Source organism: Richelia intracellularis HH01 (assembly GCF_000350105.1).
Taxonomy (GTDB): domain Bacteria; phylum Cyanobacteriota; class Cyanobacteriia; order Cyanobacteriales; family Nostocaceae; genus Richelia; species Richelia intracellularis.
This window is the reverse complement of the sequence record NZ_CAIY01000016.1, coordinates 1-21,840: the sequence shown is the minus strand read 5'-3', so window position 1 is coordinate 21,840 and position 21,840 is coordinate 1. Positions and strand designations below refer to the sequence as shown.

Sequence of the window (21,840 nt, the reverse complement as noted above, 5' to 3'; positions counted from 1 at the left end):
TTTTACTGACTTTGAACTGAATATCCGAGAGAATTTTGTTTTTCTCAAACATTGGTACTCTTTGATGATATTGTGTTTCTTGACTCTATGATTTAAGCTTTTTCTCCAGGGCAAGTTCTGAGGTTGTTTTTTTTAAAAAAAACAACCCCAGAACTTGCAAATTTGGATTTATGTTTGGATTATAAATGATGTGTTTATCATAGGTTTTTAAATCCAATTAATGATGCACATGAATTTTGTGGAAGATAGGTATATTATCACTATTTTCAAAACCTTGGAAAGTTAGTGATTATCTGCAAAGGACATATTTTAAATATTTAACTTATCTTAAAACACAGAAAGCCATAAAGATTACCTAATGGCCGAATAGATTTTTGAAAAGAATACAAAAACTTTATTTCCCTTGGAATTACAGTGAATTATCCTATTTTGTCTAGCCCCAAATCAACACCAATCCTATGGGCACAGGCAAATCCGGAAAATGCTACCGCATTTAAACCTTGTCCAGGAAATGTACTATCACCTACACAATATAGTCCTGGAATTACTGTTCTATTAAAAGGCATTCCTAATAAACCCCACAATTTCTGCCGGGGAATTGCTCCATAAGTTCCATCTTCCCTACCTAAAAAGCGTCGATGAGTAAGGGGTGTTCCCACTTCCAAATAATCTAATCCAGTATTTATATTTGGAAAAATTTGCTCTAGTCGCCTAATAATTCTTTCTGCAGCTTCTTCTTTTCTAACCGTGTATTCTTTCGCTGAAAGACCTTGCCATCTACTTATCCAATGGGGGGTAAATGCGTGAATGATATGATAACCCTTAGGTGCCAATTTAGCATCTAGTAATGTGGGAATGGAAACAAACAAAGTTCCCTCTTCATCTGTCATTTTTTTCCAGTCTTCAAGTATAACATGATGGCATTCTGTATCTAAAGGTAATACTTCTGCTTTTACCCCCATATGTAAATTAAGAAAACTTGGTGATTTTTGGTAGCGTTGTTGCCATTTATATTCGCAGTATGGTTTTAAATCTTCTGATAATAATTTGTTGAATGTATCCCAACGAGTAGCATTAGAAACAATTCGCTTAGCGTAATAAACCTTGCCATCAGATAGTTTCACTCCTACTGCTTTTCCATTTATAGTCAATATTCTTGTTACCCTTGACTTGTATTTAATTTGACCTCCAACTCCTTCTAATCCCTCTACTAATTTTTGAGCAATTTTTCCTACACCTCCTATCGGATAATTAACCCCCCCATAGTGCCTGTCAGAAAATACCATACTAGCATTAATCATTGGTGTCATTTCTGCTGTTACTGCCGACCAGCAATAACACTCAATATCGATGAACTTCAAAAGTAAAGGATCTTGAATATGGCGTTTGGCTATATTTCCCAAATTCAAGGGTAAATATTTGGCTAATTTTAAACATGCTATGGGATTTTGCCGAAAAACTCTAAATAAATATTTGGGTTCTTCTAGTGATAATAAATCTATTTGATTAAGATAGTTAAAAACTTGCCAGCACTCATCGTAAAAGCTTCGTATTCCATGCTTTTCATATGGAAAATACATAGTAATATTTTGAAGAAATTTCTCATAGCTGCGATCAACTTTGATATCTAATTTATTAGGAAGATGGTAGTGGATTTGTACTGGATCAGGTATAGTTTCTAATCTCATATTCACAGTTTGCAATGCGCGTGTAAGTAGATTAGTAGTACCGTATTTACCAAAACCCAATATCATTGATGCCCCAACATCAAAATGATAACCTTGACGTTCAAAATAGCCAGCACTACCCCCTGGGACCAAGTGTCTTTCTAACACCAATACGTTTGCACCTTTTTCTGCGAGTTGAGTTGCCGTGACCAATCCGCCAATTCCAGAGCCTACAATGATCACATCTAATTGTTGGCTAACTTTTGCTTTTACAGGATAAGTTTTTTGCTGCATGGAGCCATCGTTTAATTACTATTGATTCAGTTAACACTTATTAAATGATACTAAAATCAATGTTAGATTTTAAACTTACCTCACTCAAAAAATGATAGAAAACAGGGCAGTCTGAAATTGCAGATTTACCCTTTCTCTCATCCTTATAAAGAGAGAAAAACTCCAACATATGTAAATTATAGATGTTTTAATAAATCATCTCAATAAAAATTGTTGAGATCAAACAATTAATGATATTAAATCTTATTAGTTTAATCATTTTGAGTATTTTTTACTTGAAAGAATCAGACTATAATAGTTGACTTGCCTGATTAATATGAGATAAAGACTGTACAATACGCACATACATAATGGAATTAATCACAGGGTAGATTTATTCTGTTAATATTTTTTACATTTATTGATATTGTAATTTGATTTTTGTAAATACCAGTTTAATACAGTAACAGGTTATGATGTTGTTTCAGTTGTTATACGGATTGATCCTTCTGATCATTTATGTCCCAACAATTACGGGTTTATATTCCCCCCCATCCCTTAATTAAACACTGGTTAGCGGTAGCCCGTGATGTAAATACACCCTCCGTGCTGTTCCGGAGTGCCATTATAGAACTAGGTCGCTGGTTAGCCTATGAAGCAGCCAGAGAATGGCTACCGACTAGAGATATGTTAGTGCAAACTCCTTTGGAGACATGTGATGCTACTTTTATTGATGCAGAAGTACCAGTGGCAGTTATACCTATTCTGCGTGCAGGACTGGCACTACTAGAGGGTGCACAGACATTGTTACCTCTAGCTTCCATTTATCACTTAGGTTTACAGCGTAATGAAGAAACATTACAGCATAGTTGCTATTTGAACTCCATGCCAGAAAAATTTGATCCCCAGACGCGAGTTTTAATTACTGAACCAATATTGGCAACAGGGGGGTCAATTATGGTAGCAATGTCGGAATTATTACAGCGAGGAATAGATCCATCTTTAACTAGAGTTATTTGTGTCGTTTCATCCTCCCTCGCTTTACAACAATTGGGTAAAAATTACCCTGGTCTTATTGTTTATGCGGCAACAATTGATCAAACCATAAATGACCAGGGTTTGGTTTTACCTGGATTGGGAGATGCTGGCAATCGTATTTTTGGTAATTGAGTTGGGATATAGCAAAATTCAGGTGATAAATCATAAATGAACATCCTGAAATTAGCAAAGTTTAGTCGTAGTGGTTAAAAGTATGAATCAGCGAGAAGGTTTTGGAAGTGGGTTTTTGGCTGGAGCTGTTCTTGGTAGCTTGGTAGGAGGTATTATTGGTTCTATTCTTGCTAGTCGAGGTGATATGGAACAATCTGTAGAAGAATCACAGGTTCATAGTGGATCTGTTGAAACCTACCAAAGCCATAGAAAACCAAAACAGATTAAAGTTACAAACAGTGAAATTAATATGGAAATGACTCGGCGATCCCTCGAAGAAAAAATAGCCCAGTTAAACATTACTATTGATGAAGTTAGACAACAGTTAGGAAATGTCGGTCAAAGTTCAGTACCTGTCAATAGCAATCACACCAGTAACACATAGTTGTAAACGGAGAAGGGATCCATGTAACTCTAAAAACAAATTATGTTGATTGTTAAGCCATAATTATTTTGAATATCCCTCCAAAAAAATATATTTGTGTAAAATAAAATGCTTTTGAATCAATTCCCCTGAGCAATTAATTATGATATTTGCGAAAGTGGAGTTTTAAAAATAGCAGACATTATGACTATCCCTCCATTAAAATCAATAATTAAAGTATCATTTAAATTGAGTAGGAAATATCATAGTTCATGAATTTATTAGTTACCACACTCGCTACTTTTATTGGAATTTATAGCTCCTTGCTATTTATACGTGTGCTTTTGAGTTGGTTCCCTAATATTAATTGGTATAACCAACCATTTGCAGCACTTAGCCAAGTTACTGACCCCTATCTAGGTCTATTCCGTTCCATTATCCCACCTTTCGGAGGTATGGACTTTTCACCTATTTTGGCTTTTATTGCCTTACAAATATTGAGAGATGTTTTATTCCAACTATCCCGAGTATCTTTTTTATCTGGGTTCTGAGTAAGAATTTGTATTTTTTTCAATTTGTAGAGATACTTTGATCATCAGTAACATATAAAGTATCTCTACAGTATCTCTGATTCTCCTTGGGTTTTAATGTTGTGATTCTAAATTTAAGTATAATTTTTCTGGTCTAACAGAAGAACTAAATCCTACTGCTTTAAACTTTTTCAGTTTTAGTGGAGTTGGCTGATTTGTAGGTACGGAAATTCTCAGGTTGAAATCATTTATTCCTGGAGAAACTTCTGGAATGGAGCCTAGTCTATTTCGGTTTTGCATTACTGGGTCATTGTTAGCATCATAAACACGCCCAAAAATGTCTGCATCATAGACTGTTTGATTTGTTGTATTTTCAGCTTTTCCAGTGACAATGAAACAGTTTGCTGGCAGAATGTTTCGACTATTGCTATTTACTAACCCTTTAGCTATTTCTGGAGTACACTCATGGTAAGATACTTCAAATAATTTTATCTGTGTCAATGCAATCGCATCGGGGGTAAATACTAAATAAATGGCATTGATAAGAAGAGAAATAAAAACAACTGAAATTAAGGACAAATGCATATAAAGGTAAGGAGAGGAGACTGTATAGGAATCTGGGAAGTTAGACATAATTAGTTGGTTGAGAGCAAAATAACTTGCTTACTAATCTATAGATTTATGAGGTAAATAACATATATTCTGAATAAAATGCGGAAAATACTCTTATCCTATTACGAAACAAAGCAGTTTTATATATAAACTCAACTAAAAAAAGCAATAGTTCAAGCTCACCTTGAATATAAGGAATAAAACATTATAAAGTACCTAACTAAAATTATTTGTGATTACTTAAGTCTTTAATCCTAGACTAATTTAATATTATTGGGGATTAAATTAAAATAATAATCGACAAATTATATGAGCATCATAAAACAATTATTTCATATAAGTGCTTCAATAAACCCCATGAAAACTATGTTAATTTATTACAATGAAATTTATGATAAATCCACAAGGTATTTTGAAATGATTAATGTATTATCTATCGATACAAAAATACTTGTCCTACCAAAAAGGTGAGTAAAATAATTAAATTTGTTAATTGATTTATTACCAAAAATCTAAAATACGGTAGTCTAAATCACTCAGCATCTGCCTGAGCAGGGGTAAACTCAATCCAATTACATTGCTGTGGCAGCCTTCAATTTTTTCAACAAACAACCCACCACAACCTTCCAATGCAAAACTACCAGCACAACGAAGGGGTTCTCCCGTGCTAACATAAGCTTGAATCATAGCATCATCCATATGGGCAAAATAAACCCTAGTTATTTTACATTTTATTAACCTCTTATTTTTAACAGTATCAATTAGAGCATGACCCGTATGTAATTCGCCAAAATGTCCTTGCATTTTATGCAAGTTTTTGCAAGCTTCTTGATGATTTTTTGGTTTGCCGTGAATATGACCATCAACAACTAATACAGAATCACAACCCAGAATTAAAGCAGAACTAAATTTAGGAGCAATGGTTTCTGCTTTATGTAAAGCTAATGTATTAACTAAATGTTCTGGATTCGTTAGTTTAACTAAAGACTCATCATAATAACTGGGATCCACTATGGGTTTAAGACCCACCATTCGTAATAAACGTTGTCGTGCAGTGGAAGCTGAAGCCAGGACAAATGTTAGCATTGGTATTTCAATCTAAGGAGATAGGAGAATTGTATCAAAAAGCTTATCTTATAACTAAAATATCTAAACTAAGTCAGGTTCTCAAAAATGTGATGGTTATTATGTTCCTTATAGCTACTATGGCTGTTAAATAATGATATAGACCACTTCGTGAATTCACTCTCTGATATTTTTATTGCCAAGTTTTATAAATTTTTATTTAACCATTGACACTTTCTTACCTTAAAACTTAGTAAACTTCAAAAGAGTTTACAGAGTCTATAATAATTCCTTTTGTTCTACATTAATATCTTTCTGCCACTGAAGTGTTGAAGGTAAATAGTTTACATCTGCTAGTAGTCATTCTAGCTATGTTATATCTCCTAAAATCATTTGGCAACTTAATTTCATATTCTAAAATGTATTATTTTTACCATCAATATTCTTCCTCTCTGAATTTACTAACTTTGTGGTTATCCCTAAGCTATTAGATGCTAGGGTACTATTATCAAGTTTGTAGCCTATCTCCTTTAGTATAACGAATTTAGTTAAATTCTTAATTTCTGGAACAGGGTTAATTACTACAGAAATGTTCTCTCTAGATTCAATTAAGTTATGAAAAACTATATAGGGATCATTAGCTACTTGAACTTGTAATCAGCCATCAGGGTATAGGAATTGATAGTAATCTATGATGTCTACAAAACTTCTCATTCTAGCCACAATTTTGACTATAGGATTAGTAAAGACAAAAATTAAAGTGATAAGGTAAGGGTGTTTTTATCCCTCATAAACTTATTTTTCTGTGGTTCAAATTGATTATGTTATCAACATGAGACTATGATTATACTTTCTCAGTATATAGTAAAATTGAGGTAATTATTCTTAGGAATAGTTATAGTTATAAGGAAGAATATACACACTTAAAATTATAAATTCACTGAAAAAACTTATGATTTTATATCAAGTCTTAAATAATCATTTATTTGCGGGGTTTATTTTGTGATATAACCATTTAAAACTTTACTTATTGAGTAGTAGTCAATATTAAATAAATATCAGAATTCTTAATTAGAATATTATAGATTAACTTTATCAAAAAATCAGTCTCCACTTTAAACAAACCCTAACTAGTCATGAGTGAATTTCTCTCAACCCTAAAATTTAGATATGATCACAGTATATATGATATCCATGAAAGTAGTTTTTTGGTTTATTTCATTAAAATCTATTATTTATTATATTTTTAAGTCAGTTAGGATTAATAATCCTAAAAAGTAACCTATTATTATAAATATATAGCTATAAAAAGACTACTAAAAACATTAACTAATAAGCTTTTTTACTTATATTTATAAACTACTTGCAGGCAAGTTATAAAACTCATCATGAAGAGAGTAACTTTGAGGTTTTCCGGAGATGAAAAGCAAAAAATGTATAAATACTTATTCTTTTTGCCTGAATACAGCCAAAATTTATTATCCTCTCTTCAAGGGTTTTAATGACAGAATTTGATCAAGTGAGTATTACTCTTACAGATTGGGAATTTATAACCATCAATAGTTTAATAAATAATGAAATTTCTGGGTATTGATTTTGGCTGGAAGTCCCAGCCCAGTGGACTTTGTTGCCTTGCTTTAGTTCATAAAAAACTGCAAATTATTGATATTAATCGTCAAGAAATAATTGAAGATATTCTTGCATGGATAGATGAATGGATTCCGCCAGGGAAGTCAGGGATTATTGCTGTGGATGCGCCTACATTGATCCCCAATGTAACTGGAAGTCGTCTACCCGATAGACTAACCCACAAGTATTTTGGTAGGTATCATGCCGGCTGCTATCCTGCAAATAGAAATTTGCCATTTGCTGAGCGCACTATAAAATTCGGGTTGGAGCTAGAAGCACGTGGTTTTGCCCATGCACCAACTATTAAACCAAGAAAACTAGGTAGGTATCAAATAGAAGTATTTCCCCATACTGCAATTATTCATTTTTTCAATTTGCAGCGTATTCTCAAATATAAAAAAGGACGTATTAAAGAACGTCTACAAGAACTACTGAAATTATACAATTACATTACTGGTATTATGCCATCTTTAGAACCAGCTTTAAATATCCAATCTTCATCGATAGTCAAAGAGCTAGGACTATTTAGTATTGATTTTTTCTTTTCTTCTCCCACTAGTACAGAACTAAAAATTGTGGAAGATAAACTAGATAGCCTTATCTGTGCTTATGTTGCAGCTTATTGGTGGTACTGGGGAAAACATCGTAACCTAATCCTTGGGGATGCTAGCACTGGGTATATAATTAGTCCAAACAGGTTGAGTAATTAGTAAGAGTAAAAAGTGTGTATATTCAATTAGGGAAATTATAGGTTCTACATATATGCTTTGAAATTTCTGTGATATCTATAATGTTTAACTTCTTTTCTTACTTCCTTATTGTAGTTTTGTTCTTACTATACTGAAGCAATTAATATTGATTGATGAGAATTTTTTATGTATTAGTCTTCAATTATGATTAACAGCAATATTCATAACAACCTAGTATGCTTCAAATTTTATATTTTTCTCCACTGATTTTGTACTGATCGTAAGGAATTTATTCGCTTCTATCTCTTTGCTGGAAGATAGATTTAAATCTTTGATTTCTAAAACTAAAATAGTTTATGTTGAGATTATTTATGCCATTAGGTAACTATTTTATCAATACACAGTGGTTTGTATTTATCGTTTATTTTAGTAAGTTCCAGTATAGGCTGACTAGATAGTATTTTATATGAGGGGATATTTTTAACCTCAAAAATATATGAAACAATGGAAAATTTAGGTAAATGACATTCTCCATGCTCGCTATTTAATTTCTATATGAAACGATAGAATCCCAATGATTAATATATCAAATAAATAATCTATTTTCCGGTAAATTACATTAGTCACTAACCACTATTTTATAGTAAATTACAAATGATAAGATCAGCTTTCTATATACTATTACCAGATTTATAATTAAATAAGTTACTTTTATTTATGAAATCTATGTTACACATCTATATGTAAAAAATATTGATGTCTAGTATACCATTCTTACCTAAATAATTATGGTAGATTTGTACTGATATACAGCTAACAACTATCAACTAAAAAATGGTAATATCATACTTAGTTATAAGAGCTAGTTGTTTGTCTAGCTTGACTCCGCAAGTTAATTAGTTAATGTGGTAAGATAATTTTTATCCTGAAGTGTTTTTTAAGTGAATTTTACTAAAAGTAATAAGTTTTACCTTGTTCTCTTCACAAAATTATCCTCCATCTTTTGATATGACTTGATACCAGTGGGGTTACTATAATTACGGGTAGTGTACTTGCACAAATAATTCCAACGGACCATTTACAGTTATAGGAATTGTGTGTATCTTAGGTTTACGTAATTGCCAATGCAGAAATAGTAGGATTGTTTAAGTAGGAGATGCTTTGAAGATATAATCTTACACATGCAACATCGGAATTCATGGATGAGAAAAATATTTGCGACTTTGCTACATTTGATCATTAAGGATTAGATACATCTGCGTCGATGCTATTTATGAATCTTTTGTAGCTAATAGTGTTATTTACTATATAAATATAGTAAATAACACTATTAGTAATTTTTTCACGATTACCCCCTTTTCAAACTCATTCTTACACAATCTTTGAAATAGAGTGATAAATTTTGGCATAATCAATTATGCCTTGAGGAGTCTAGCATGTATGCATGATATCCCTAGTGGTGTAAAATCTACTTTGAGAGTAGCAAATAAATACCTTCAGTTGCTCTAGTATAGCTAGAAAACCTCAATATTGAAACAATCTACGATTTGACTTATCATAAGCATAATCTGGCTCTTCCTCTGGAATGAAAATACAAAAATGTTCCACGTATATAAAAGTAATATAACCCTCATTAATATTGTCCGTGGTTGGCTTTTTACCTAAGTAACTTGACATTCCTTGCAATAGATACTTTCCAAAAAGATTTTCTTAATAGATTTACATGTTTGCATCATCATAGTATAGTTGGTTACCAAATATCATAGTTGTAGTTATTATTGGCTTAGATGGGGATGTTAGAAAATCACTAATATTTGAATTTAAAATTAGTGGTTTTTAATAAATTTACCTGTTGAAGCGAATAATAAAATTATCTGCACTCGTTCCTGTAGTGTTAATCACTACTCAATGTTTGATCTTCTTTCCACAAAAAACGAAATTGCAGAACTTTGATCTAAACTATCAATTTACTTCTTAGTAAATTTGGTTATATTTAAGTTGTATATTATTAATAATGTTGGCGGAAAATAATATTAACTCCTATTATCAGTTATTACAAGTATTTACAACACTAGTTTTTAGTGATTATTTTTCTATACTATGTCAACTTATATCCGTTTTTGGTAGCTTGCTTAAAGCTAAAAACTTTATCTAGACTGGATTGCATGACTTTAGGAGAATCTATAATTTCTCCCGAATCCACCGTATCATCTGAATGAGTTTCTCATAAGTTTATTGCAAATTTAATTCAGAGGTGGTGAAACAATTTTAAAATAATCAGGATTTCTATTCTTTTATTCCAAAGTAACGTATATGCCCCGCCGTGAAAACATCAGAAAAATCCTCCTCCTTGGTTCTGGTCCTATTATTATTGGACAAGCTTGTGAGTTTGATTATTCTGGGACTCAAGCTTGTAAAGCTCTCAGAGAAGAGGGTTATGAAGTGGTTTTAGTGAACTCAAATCCTGCAACAATAATGACAGATCCAGAAATTGCAGATCATACATATATCGAGCCATTAACCCCGGAATTTGTAGCCAAAATAGTGGAGAAGGAACGTCCTGATGCTTTTCTGCCTACTATGGGAGGACAAATAGCACTGAATATTGCTGTAGCTCTTGCAAAAGATGGAACGCTCACAAAGTATGGAGTAGAATTAATTGGTGCCAAGTTACCAGCAATCCAAAAAGCAGAAGATCGTAAGTTATTTAATGAGGCCATGGATAAAATTGGGGTGAAGGTCTGTCCCAGCGGAACGGCTTCATCTTTGGCAGAGGCAAGAACTATAGCACAGGAAATTGGCACTTATCCTTTAATTATTCGTCCTGCTTTCACTATGGGTGGTACTGGTGGGGGAATTGCCTACAACAATGAAGAATTTACGGAAATAGCAAGAGGAGGCATTGATGCTTCCCCTATGTCCCAAATCCTCATTGATCAATCCTTAATAGGCTGGAAGGAATATGAATTAGAGGTAATAAGAGATTCAAAAGATAATGTTTTAATTATCTGTTCTATTGAAAACCTCGATCCTATGGGTATTCATACTGGAGATTCCATTACTGTTGCCCCTGCACAAACACTGACAGATAAAGAATATCAACGTTTACGGGATATGTCGATCAAGATTATCCGGGAAATTGGGGTAGAAACAGGAGGTTCTAATATTCAGTTTGCTGTGAATCCAATCAATGGGGAGGTTGTGGTAATTGAGATGAACCCGCGAGTATCCCGTAGTTCTGCTTTGGCCTCCAAAGCAACTGGCTTCCCCATTGCAAAGATAGCAGCAAAACTAGCTGTGGGGTACACCTTGGATGAACTCAAGAATGACATTACAAAGCAAACTCCTGCTTCTTTTGAACCTACTATTGACTATGTAGTGACCAAAATTCCTAGGTTCACCTTTGAAAAATTTCCCGGTTCTGACTCTAGGTTAACTACCCAAATGAAGTCTGTAGGCGAAGCAATGGCTATTGGAAGAACATTTAATGAATCTTTCCAAAAAGCCGTGCGCTCATTAGAAATTGGACGTGCTGGTTGGGGGAGTGACAGAGATGAAGAACTGCCTAGTAGTGAACAAATTCGTGCTCAATTAAGAACACCCAACCCAGAAAGAATTTTTGCCCTGCGTCATGCCATGAAACTGGGTATAAGCCAGGAAGAAATTTATGAATTAACCGCTATTGATCCCTGGTTTCTGGATAAAATGCAGCAACTTTTAGAGGTTGAAAAATTCATTCAATCCACCCCCTTGAAAGAACTAACAAGGGAATGCATGTATACAATAAAGCAAAATGGATTTAGTGATATTCAAATTGCCTACGCAACAAAAACTACTGAGGATGATGTTCGCACTTATCGCCAAGACCTAGGAGTAGTACCAGTTTATAAAACAGTAGATACTTGTGCTGCAGAGTTTGAGGCTTTTACCCCGTACTACTATTCCACTTACGAACAGGAAACGGAAATTGTCTCTAGCAACAAAACAAAAGTGATGATTTTAGGGGGAGGACCAAACCGTATTGGACAGGGAATTGAGTTTGATTATTGCTGCTGTCATGCTTCCTATGCTCTCAAGAGTGCAGGTTATGAAACTATCATGGTCAACTCTAATCCTGAGACTGTTTCCACCGATTACGACACTAGTGATCGTTTATATTTTGAACCCCTGACTAAAGAGGATGTACTAAATATAATTGAGGTAGAAAATCCCATAGGTGTTATTGTTCAATTTGGCGGACAAACCCCTCTTAAGTTAGCGGTCTCCTTACAGGAATATCTGCAAAATACTGCCCCAGGAGAAGGTATAACTACCAAAATTTGGGGTACTGCTCCTGATTCTATTGATATTGCTGAAGATAGGGAAAAGTTCGAGAAAATTCTGGAGAAACTTAATATTACTCAACCTCCCAATGGAATTGCCCGTAACTATCAAGATGCTTTAATTGTGGCTCGATGTATTGGTTACCCAATCTTGGTACGTCCTAGTTACGTTTTAGGGGGCAGAGCAATGGAAATAGTCTACTCTGATACTGAGTTAGAAAAATATATGACATTTGCTGTTCAGGTTCAACCAGAATATCCCATCCTTATTGATAAATTTCTCGAGAATGCAATTGAAGTAGATGTGGATGCGATTGCTGATATCACAGGAAATGTGGTTATTGCTGGTATTATGGAACATATTGAACAGGCAGGTATACACTCAGGAGATTCTGCCTGTTCCTTACCTTCTATATCTCTCTCTTCCGCGATTCTTGACCAAATTCGCCAATGGACGATAGAGTTAGCTAAATCATTGAATGTCATTGGTTTAATAAACATTCAATTTGCTGCTATGAATGCCCAGAGTAATAATCCACAGGTCTATATTCTTGAGGCTAACCCTCGTGCATCTCGGACAATACCCTTTGTTTCTAAGGCTATCGGAGTTCCTATAGCTAAACTCGCTTCCTTAATAATGTCTGGCAAAACCTTAGAGGAAATCGGATTTATCCAAGAAGTTATACCCAGTCATATTGCCGTTAAGGAAGCTGTTCTTCCCTTTAATAAGTTTCCTGGAACAGATACAATCCTTGGTCCCGAAATGCGCTCTACAGGAGAAGTAATGGGTATAGACATTGATTTTGGTCGTGCTTTTGCAAAAGCAGAAATGGCTGCGGGAGAGAGATTACCTTTAACAGGCACGGTGTTTGTATCCATGAATGATCGCAACAAACAAGCAGTTGTATGTGTAGTCCAGGAGTTTATCAATTTAGGTTTCAACATCATGGCTACTGATGGAACCAGGCGGATCCTTCAGGAAAGTGGATTAGAGGTAAAACTAGTCCTAAAATTACATGAAGGTCGTCCTAATATCTTGGATGCAATTAAGAACCGTACAATTGAACTAATAGTAAATACACCTTCAGGGGAAGAAGCTCAAACCGATGCCAAATTGATTCGACGTACAGCTTTGGCTTACAAAATTCCCATTATTACTACCATTTCTGGTGCACAAGCCACTGTTGCAGCTATCCGTTCTTTACAGAAGGTTAATACTTTAGATGTTAAGGCTATTCAGGAATATTGTGGGGTTGGTTAACAGGTAAAAAGGAAGAGATTAAGGGTTTTGCTTGGTTCTACTTGCTAATTAAATATAAGTATAATCATTTATCCCATTACCCAAATTCTGGTAATATTATTTTATGAAAACCTATGGAAGGTTTACCCTAGCAATAAGTTTTTATGTAATACAAATTAACCCTATTAGTGTTGATTATCCTTATAATATTACCTGAGTTGTTTTCCAGTCATTATTTTGTAAATTGACTTGCTTAGCATCCGGGGCTGTTCAAAAGAAGTCGGGTTTCTGATAAATCCGACTTCTTTTGAACAGCCCTATAGAAAACCATATAGAAAAATTAAGAGCATAAATTTTTGTTTTTTTCGGTGTTGAAGATGAACAAAAACTAAAGACTATAGATACTTGTATTTGATGATAAATATTCAGATATAAACTATGGGCAATGTTTAGATTTGGGTACCTACTATAGCAGTTGCATAAAAATGCAACTGATAACAAACTCTTGTATTATACATTACCAAATGTATCAAAATGTTATTCAGTAAAGAATAAAGATAACGAAAAAGTTTTCACTAACAATATCACACACAAATTTATTGGTTATTTATGCAAACTATAAATTGCATACTGTAGGCTTATTAACAGAAATTAATCTGCAAATAAACAACTGTAGTAAAATATACACACGAATAAGAAATATTATTCATAAGTTTAATTTAAATAATATCTCAGTACATTCAACTAATGTTTGATACAATAATTTTATTTCCGATAAAATTAAATATGGCTCTGATATGAACTTAAATAAGCTATCTATAATATTTGTTAATAGCAGCTGCTTTTAAGCTAAGTTCTTACATTCTATTTTAGAAAATTTATTTGAATTTGGTCTTATTACCTAATTTTAATTAGACGCTATTACATCTCAAATATAAACCCTTGATAATTAAATAGTTTTATTAAAATACAGTACAAACATTTGCAAGTAAATAAATAAGACTAAAAATATAATCAAATGCAATTATTAAGATATTAAAACTAAATACATAAACAAAATATTTTATCATGCAAGTTATAATAAGTTCCAGTTTTGCTGAAAACACTAACTATATGGAAATACCATAGCGCGAATTAATTATATCAGAATGTAATTGAAAGTTTAAAACTATGACTAATAATATATTTGCTTTCCATGGTACCTGTTTATAGAGTTCTTCTTACAATTTGGTCGCTAATTCATGTTAGGAAGTCGTCTTTTGTAATCTAAATAAATAGTATAGAATAGAAGTGGGAGGGGTTTTAATATAAGATTTATGAGTAAAAAGAATTATACAATTATTCTAAGTTAATACAGCCAATTATAAATTAAAAATACAGATTGTATATAATCAAATAGAAAATATACTAATAATTATCAATTAATATTAATTTGTGAGCTATTTTGATTATAGTATTTATTGAATATAATACTTCTGAAAAATTATAAATTGCTGGCTGCTTTGATCATTGATTTTATCTAAATTTAATATTCATTATATGATTCTTATCGCTTATAGAACAATAATAAAAGCTATAATATTAGTATTCAAGTGAATATTGAATTATCATTATTGTAAATCAAAAGATTTGGTACTAAAGATTTGGTACTAAACAGATGTCAGAAAATACAGTGCTATAGCCCAATTAATGTCAAAATGAAGTTAACCTTCCAGCAAAGAAATGGCTTATGAAAGAGTTGGAGCGGTATTATCAAATACTAGAATTGCAGTCTGGAGCAAATTTAGAAGAAATAAACGAAGCTTATAGAGATTTAGTATTTGTATGGCATCCTGATCGCATCCCTTATGATAATCTCCGCCTACAAAAAAAAGCTCAGCAGAAGCTACAGGATATCAATGAGGCGCGGGAAAAATTGCGGTTGTATAAATTAGAACATGAGCAGTATTCTTGCTCGCAACAGAGAGAATGCAAACCATTTTCTTCTAGAGAAAAAATCTACTCTCCTTCTACTAGTTATAAGGCAGAACCATATAAAAAAGATTTAAGTGGTAAAAACTTTAGTCAGGCAAATTTGTGCAATAAGGATTTATCTGGTAGGAATTTGAGCTATGCTGATTTGTCTAGAGCAGATTTAAGTGATGCATTTATGCATAAAGCTGTTTTAAGGGGAGCTAATTTGTCAGAGGCAAATTTACTCCGGGCAAATTTGTTGTTGGCAGACTTGAGAGAAGTCAATTTACGTTCTGCAAATCTTATTGGAGCTGATTTAAGTGGTGCTGATTTAAGTGGTGCTGATTTAAGTGGTGCTCGTATTCGTTCCGGCAGTCGTTTGATGGTTAAGTTGATTGGAACCAAATTATCTGGAACTATTATGCCTGATGGCAGAGTTTATACTTAATTGGAAATAATACTTTGAGTGCCATAATCACTAAAACTATTAATTGGTTATGGGAAGCTATATATAATAATAAACCTAACAAATAATTTGTCTTGCTTGCAGTTATCAGAAAGCTATTCTAAATTTTAAATAAATGCGTAGATATCATCACTGAAATATTACAGTCAAAAATATGATTGAACTCATTAAGATATCCTGAAAGCGTTTGGTAAGTAGTAATTATTAAATAATCACTACTTACCAACTTATTATCATCAATTTAACTCAATAAAACTTATGTAGTTGTTTAGCCAACTTTTTTGTAAACTTTATATTAAAATTTTTGAGTATTACTGTGATTCTAATGAATAGAATACTCTTTTAAAAATGAAGATAGATTTTTTTAACTAAAAAATCATAGTGAAGTTGTATGAAGCTATAATTACCTCCTAACAGTATTCGTTTAACCAGTATTTAGACTTGAAGCATTTTGTCAGGGAGTTACTCATAATTTTATCTAAGTGAAGGAAAGCATGTTTGAATTGATAAATAAGATCATATTGGTAAGAAAATAATTTAGTCTAATATCTTCATTCTTCTTACTTTTTTATTTATTATTTTATTGTGTCTTATCGATTTTGTGAAATATCTGCAAGACACTGGTATGAAGACAATTTGGTAACAGAATATATCATATAAACTAATGGAGATAAAAAAAGACTATATCCCACTAGCAAGTCATCTGACCATAGAGTATGGTTAGAACCAGTCTACCTAACTTCAAGCAAATAACCTACAATTATTATCAAGGATAATTTTCGGAAATACCAGTCAGAATTTTTGTGCACACATAACTCTAGTTTTTTTCTCATAATATGGAATAGATTTGTGTGTTTAGCTCAAAAGGGTAAAAGAAATAACAGTTGGTAAGTGCTAAAAGATAAGCAATTATAGAAATTTAAATAAAATATACAATACCTGTAATATAGATTTATTTCAAACTTGGATGTTAAATACTTATCTATGTATCCCACGCTAATAGGGCAGGAAATTATTGACAGTTCCAATCCATATCTACTAATACTTTTACCCATATATATCGCTATATAGCCTAATGTAATAAGTTGTGATTGTAGATGGTTTGTACTTACTATAATGAATACCTATGACTACATTTACCATGGTTTGATGCTGGTAACTGCCATAACTCCAATCAAAAAATGGTCATATTTATATATGGCCAAGATATCCTCCTCTAGAAGGATCTAATGATAGAGTGACATATCTAATATACGGTTAGCACAAGGTGATTTTAAGATTATTCTTTATCTTAGTAAAAAATGTTCTGAATCCCACTTCTGTAAAAATATTACCAATCTGTGAGTGTGATTTTGGCAGTTTTGACACACCTGCAATATCTATTAAGCTATAAGAACAACCTACAGCATGAAATTAGGTTTGAAGTCATAAAACGGAATTAAATACTTTACTTAGTAAGAGAATAAGCCAAGTCAACTAGAGAATAGAAATATTTGAGAATTGAAAGTCTATTTTGTGGTCACATCACTCATACGAATTTCAGAAGTAAAGGAAGTATAGCTGACACCTCCAGCATTTTTGGCAACACTTACACGCATGCGTAGGTTAGGACTAGCAAACCATAACCGCTCTTCCAAATACGTATTTCCTACTCTAACGTAAAGAGTCAAAGCTTCATCTTCTCCAATTTTATATGAACCTGGCAAATGAAGGGAAACATTAGATTCTGGTATTTGATGTAGGAACTTTCCTAATAGGGGACTTTCAGTACTAGGAATCAATACAATTATCATAGAACCTGTTTTTTTTTGATTAAGCTTTGTGATGTCATCCCAGTACAACTTAGCACTACAAGTGGCTTGTTTCGGATCAAATTGGTATTTTTGGCAAACTTGTATAACTCCTGGATGGTCTATAGGTAAGCTTTTGATAATAAGTTCTGACTTACCTTCCTCTGATGTTTTACTTATCAAGTCTGTATAGGTACGATGGGCAAACCACTTACCAGCGCTTAATTCAAAAAATTCTTCAATATTCATTGATACAAACTACCTTATACTAAATAAACATATGCAAATCCAACTATACATAAGTTATCAGGAAGAGTTCACTTCGGCTACGTTAGTGTAATAGTTGGAGCAGGGTAAGTGAGATATAAGCATTCATACCAATAATCTGGAATCCCTTAAATATTATCTTTGACCCATGTATTTTAAATTTGTTCCTTAGCACGAGATAATCTTGATAGAGAAAGTCTTGCAGCCTCAACAACATTATGATTATTATATTTTTCTAAAAACTTCAACGCAGGAATAGTTTTAGGACTGGGAAGGTTTCCTAGTGCTTCTGCCAATCGTTGACGTACTAGCCAATCATCAGATTGAACAAACTGGAGAAGTATGATCCACCGTATCAATACCCTGTATTTCTCCTAAAGCTGCTATCGCAGCCTGTTGAATTACCACTTCTTTGCTTCTCAAAGCTTGAACAAGAATGTCATGAGCGCGTGGACATTGTAAATTGCCCAGGGATACTGTCACACTAAAACGAATTAACCAGTTAGTATCTTCATAAAATATTCGAGATAGAGGTTCAAATGCACGAACATCCCCAAGGTATCCTAATGCCCCTATAGCATCATCACGGATATTATAATCTTTTTCCGATTCCAGAATTCGAATTAGCAATTCATAGGATTCAAGCTCTTTTTTAAGACCTAGAATGAATGCAGCTATTGACCTTACCTGCAAGGAATCATCAGCTAATACTTTCTTAATCAAGAGTATTGCATCTTTAGGGCTTACATCATGAAGATTTGCCAAGGCCAAAATGCGAGCACTTAACTTAGGACTCTCTAATTGGTTAGAAATTTCTTCTAAGTTTGGAGAGATCATCTAGTTTCCATGTAGTAAGGGGTATAGATATGAAACAGTAGTATCAGATCTTATTAAGAAAGAAGTTAACCATTCTTATATATTATGGATAAATTTTATAGTAAGGATAAAGTTTTCTTACGTGAGACAGAACGAAGTATGAATATAAAACCCTACTAACTCACCAATTGATTAGTATTCTGGTGGTTCTCGGGCCAAAAAGCACTTTAGTTTTTTGGGGTAACTTTTCATCCTGCTTTTAATTTCATCAATTTAATACTTATTTTTTATCTGTCCTATAAATCTTGCCCACTATGATTATTTTGTCTCAACTTCAGTAGTATTTCTGCGTGCATTTCCTTAGTAATAGGGTAAAAATAGGTTAAAAATAAACTAATGATTAAGCAAATGGTAGGCACTGTTGAAATTGCTAGACGGATCGCAAATATTGTAGATTCTGGCTGTAATATCAATGTTGTCTGATCTTGAAGTCTACCCTGAAAACCAGAAGACTCTAAAATTATTCCCACAAAAAATAAACTTAAAGCCAAACTTAATTTTTGCAGTACTATCATAAAACCGTAAAAAATTCCTTCTCTTCTGTGCCCAGTTTTTAACTCATCTAGTTCAATTACATCTGGTACCATTGACCAGGGAACCAGGTAGGCTACGGAAACTCCACAACCAGATATTAGAGCAATCATATACATTAATATTACCTGATGAGGCTGCAAGAAAAATAACGATACTTGGGCAATAATCCATAAAAGTATACCCAGAAAATACACAAATTTTTTTCCTATCCTCTGGGCTATATAACTCCAGATAAACAACATTAACAAGGCGCTTCCTTGAACGCATATTAATACTGCAGGGACATCTGATTCTCTCAACTTTATACATTCAACAGCATAGTAAGGTATCATACTAGCCGTTACCTGTACTGCTAACCAAGAAAATAGGTAAATGCCAATTACAAATAAAAATGGTCTATTAGAAAGAGAAGTTGCCAAATGTTCGGCTATATGTGTAGATTTTACTCCTTCAAATTGGGAACGTTTAGCCTCAAATGCTAGAATGCTATCGCGAGTACCCCAAATGCAGCAATATAGAGATAATATAGTGATAATTGAACAAGTTGCCGCTAGTAATATGTACTGTTGCTGGTGGTTAGTAATACTACTAAAAAACACCTTCGCCAAAATCAATGCTAGTATACTTCCCCCAATAGAAAAAGCAAAGCGAAAACTATTAAGTTGGGTTCTTTCATCATAATCCTGGGTAAGTTCAGGAGTCATTGCTATGTATGGCAGATTGACCACTGTATAAAATAACTGGTATGTTGCACCAATGATAACGTAATACCAAAACAAGCCTAAGGAATTTATATTTGGGGGTACTATCCATAGCAAAAAAAAGAAATGCCAAAGGGGACAGTACCATAAAATATCCAAGGAAGACGGCGACCCCAAGTGGATTTAGTTTTATCAGTTAAGAATCCTATGACAGGGTCGCTTGCCGCATCCGAAATTTTACCAATTAGTAGTATAGTACCAGCCAACCCAGCTGAAATACCAGCAACATTGGTGAGGAAAACCATAGTAAAAAATGTAAAAATACTACTAGTGATTGCCGGGCCTAAATCCCCTGCACCATAGGCTAATTTAGTGGTTAACTTAAGTTTTTGTGTTATGTCTATACTATTATTACGGATAGGACTGCACATTAATAATTTGCACCTATTGTATTTAATCATGTGATAAGCAAATTTTCCCGTATAAGCCATAAATCATGTCAATTATGCTAGACTCAGAGGTTTCTTGGTCAGATTACTACCAAAAGATAGAACGGTTGGCAGTGAAAATTTATGAATCTGGCTGGGAATTTAATCAGATTGTTTGTCTTGCAAGGGGTGGACTACGAGTTGGAGATATTCTCTCCCGCATATATAATAAGCCGCTAGCAATTCTAGCAACATCTTCTTACAGTGGTATGGGTCAACAGGAAAGAGAAAAGTTAAATTTTGCTCGCCATCTTACAATGATTAAAGAGCATTTAGGTTTGCGGATACTACTGGTGGATGATTTAGTTGACTCCGGTATGACTCTCCAAAAAACTGTTCCCTGGTTGCATAAGTATAGCCATAACCCAATTGAAGAAATTCGCACAGCTGTAATTTGGTATAAAGCACACTCGATTTTTATACCTGACTATCACATTGATTATTTATCAGGGAATACATGGATTCATCAACCTTTTGAAACATATGAACTTATGAATCCTGAAGATATTGTTGCGAAGTATAGAGAAAATAAAAAGATGCAGAGAAAAGGAATAAAAGTAGATGATAGGCATTAATAATCATTATATGTACTTAGTTTATGAAACATTTATTAATGTAGTGTCAACATAATAATTTTCACATACCCAAAATTTTTCCTAACTATAGCTTTATCTAAGTATTAAGTGAGAGTTTCTAATGTTTAATTTCATCCAGTTTATAGAGATATATTATAGAAGTACCAGATTTGTTATCTTTTTTTCAAGATTTGATTTATTATTTGATTATAATCATACCATTACATATAGTTATAAGCATATTGTAAACATATCTTATCTAATATATATTTCCCAATTCTTTGGAGTACTAACTATCCCTATATTCTAATAGAAGCAATTTAGCTTTATCAGATAGTTAAGTTCTATTTATGTCTCGTCGATTATTAAATTATAATATCCTTTATATATTAGCTTTCTTATTAAGATAGATACATTAATTAGATTATTAGTTTCATCTATTCTTTAAAACCTATCTAAGTCTGACATATCTCCGTTATTTATAATCATAATTTCTTCTTTGAACTGATGATAGTTACCATAATATTATTGCTAATTTTTTATTTCCCCATAACTTAACTATACAAGCTAGTTCTTTTCTTTTTATGGTT

General features: G+C 33.0%; 14 protein-coding genes and 2 pseudogenes. 7 read left to right on the top strand and 9 right to left on the bottom strand.

Annotated features, from left to right (window positions below):
- Positions 1-419: 419 nt before the first annotated feature.
- On the bottom strand, positions 420-1,961 hold the full coding sequence (crtH, locus tag RINTHH_RS01510; protein ID WP_008232029.1) for a carotenoid isomerase: 1,542 nt from the start codon (positions 1,959-1,961) through the stop codon (positions 420-422).
- A 498-nt stretch (positions 1,962-2,459) separates the two neighbouring features.
- On the opposite strand from crtH, the gene upp reads away from it, so the two are divergent.
- The 3 genes from upp (at position 2,460) to RINTHH_RS01495 (ending at position 4,064) form a co-directional block, all read left to right on the top strand.
- Complete coding sequence (gene upp, locus RINTHH_RS01505; protein ID WP_008232027.1) at positions 2,460-3,110, top strand: uracil phosphoribosyltransferase; 651 nt, start codon at positions 2,460-2,462, stop codon at positions 3,108-3,110.
- 82 nt (positions 3,111-3,192) lie between these two features.
- Positions 3,193-3,534: a hypothetical protein gene (locus RINTHH_RS01500; protein WP_008232025.1), complete on the top strand. Its 342-nt coding sequence runs from the start codon at positions 3,193-3,195 to the stop codon at positions 3,532-3,534.
- A 251-nt stretch (positions 3,535-3,785) separates the two neighbouring features.
- On the top strand, positions 3,786-4,064 hold the full coding sequence (locus RINTHH_RS01495; protein WP_008225613.1) for a YggT family protein: 279 nt from the start codon (positions 3,786-3,788) through the stop codon (positions 4,062-4,064).
- Between the two features lie 93 nt (positions 4,065-4,157).
- On the opposite strand, the gene RINTHH_RS01490 is transcribed toward RINTHH_RS01495, so the two are convergent.
- The 4 genes from RINTHH_RS01490 to RINTHH_RS11130 all read right to left on the bottom strand — a co-directional run bounded on the left by RINTHH_RS01490 (position 4,158) and on the right by RINTHH_RS11130 (position 6,329).
- Positions 4,158-4,628 carry a hypothetical protein gene (locus RINTHH_RS01490; RefSeq protein ID WP_044304366.1) on the bottom strand — a complete coding sequence of 157 codons (471 nt, stop codon included), beginning with the start codon at positions 4,626-4,628 and terminating at the stop codon, positions 4,158-4,160.
- Positions 4,629-5,156: 528 nt separating this feature from the next.
- Entirely contained in the window at positions 5,157-5,741 is a 585-nt protein-coding gene (locus tag RINTHH_RS01485) for a Maf family protein (RefSeq protein ID WP_008232020.1), read from the bottom strand.
- A 283-nt stretch (positions 5,742-6,024) separates the two neighbouring features.
- A complete protein-coding gene (locus RINTHH_RS11645) occupies positions 6,025-6,120 on the bottom strand; it encodes a hypothetical protein (protein WP_408005742.1) in 96 nt (31 codons plus the stop codon).
- Between the two features lie 14 nt (positions 6,121-6,134).
- Positions 6,135-6,329, bottom strand: coding sequence for a PsbP-related protein (locus tag RINTHH_RS11130; protein ID WP_231291138.1), 195 nt, complete (start codon positions 6,327-6,329; stop codon positions 6,135-6,137).
- A gap of 965 nt (positions 6,330-7,294) precedes the next feature.
- Between RINTHH_RS11130 and RINTHH_RS01480 the strand changes: the two genes are divergently transcribed.
- Positions 7,295-8,059: a DUF429 domain-containing protein gene (locus RINTHH_RS01480; protein ID WP_008232007.1), complete on the top strand. Its 765-nt coding sequence runs from the start codon at positions 7,295-7,297 to the stop codon at positions 8,057-8,059.
- A 1,503-nt stretch (positions 8,060-9,562) separates the two neighbouring features.
- Here RINTHH_RS01480 and RINTHH_RS10940 read toward each other — a convergent pair.
- Complete coding sequence (locus tag RINTHH_RS10940; protein ID WP_196794867.1) at positions 9,563-9,715, bottom strand: hypothetical protein; 153 nt, start codon at positions 9,713-9,715, stop codon at positions 9,563-9,565.
- Positions 9,716-10,351: 636 nt separating this feature from the next.
- Between RINTHH_RS10940 and carB the strand changes: the two genes are divergently transcribed.
- Both carB and RINTHH_RS01470 read left to right on the top strand, forming a co-directional pair.
- Entirely contained in the window at positions 10,352-13,621 is a 3,270-nt protein-coding gene (gene carB / locus RINTHH_RS01475) for a carbamoyl-phosphate synthase large subunit (protein ID WP_008232002.1), read from the top strand.
- Positions 13,622-15,329: 1,708 nt separating this feature from the next.
- Positions 15,330-16,001, top strand: a complete 672-nt coding sequence (locus tag RINTHH_RS01470) for a pentapeptide repeat-containing protein (protein ID WP_008231999.1) — start codon at positions 15,330-15,332, stop codon at positions 15,999-16,001.
- Positions 16,002-17,527: 1,526 nt separating this feature from the next.
- On the opposite strand, the gene RINTHH_RS01465 is transcribed toward RINTHH_RS01470, so the two are convergent.
- The 3 genes and pseudogenes from RINTHH_RS01465 to RINTHH_RS01450 all read right to left on the bottom strand — a co-directional run bounded on the left by RINTHH_RS01465 (position 17,528) and on the right by RINTHH_RS01450 (position 20,618).
- Complete coding sequence (locus RINTHH_RS01465; RefSeq protein ID WP_008231997.1) at positions 17,528-18,058, bottom strand: phycobiliprotein lyase; 531 nt, start codon at positions 18,056-18,058, stop codon at positions 17,528-17,530.
- Positions 18,059-18,231: 173 nt separating this feature from the next.
- Positions 18,232-18,913: pseudogene (locus RINTHH_RS01455) on the bottom strand (HEAT repeat domain-containing protein).
- A gap of 275 nt (positions 18,914-19,188) precedes the next feature.
- A pseudogene (locus RINTHH_RS01450) lies at positions 19,189-20,618 on the bottom strand (MFS transporter).
- Positions 20,619-20,692: 74 nt separating this feature from the next.
- Between RINTHH_RS01450 and RINTHH_RS01445 the strand changes: the two are divergent.
- Entirely contained in the window at positions 20,693-21,250 is a 558-nt protein-coding gene (locus tag RINTHH_RS01445; RefSeq protein ID WP_044304355.1) for a phosphoribosyltransferase, read from the top strand.
- The last annotated feature ends 590 nt before the right edge of the window (positions 21,251-21,840 follow it).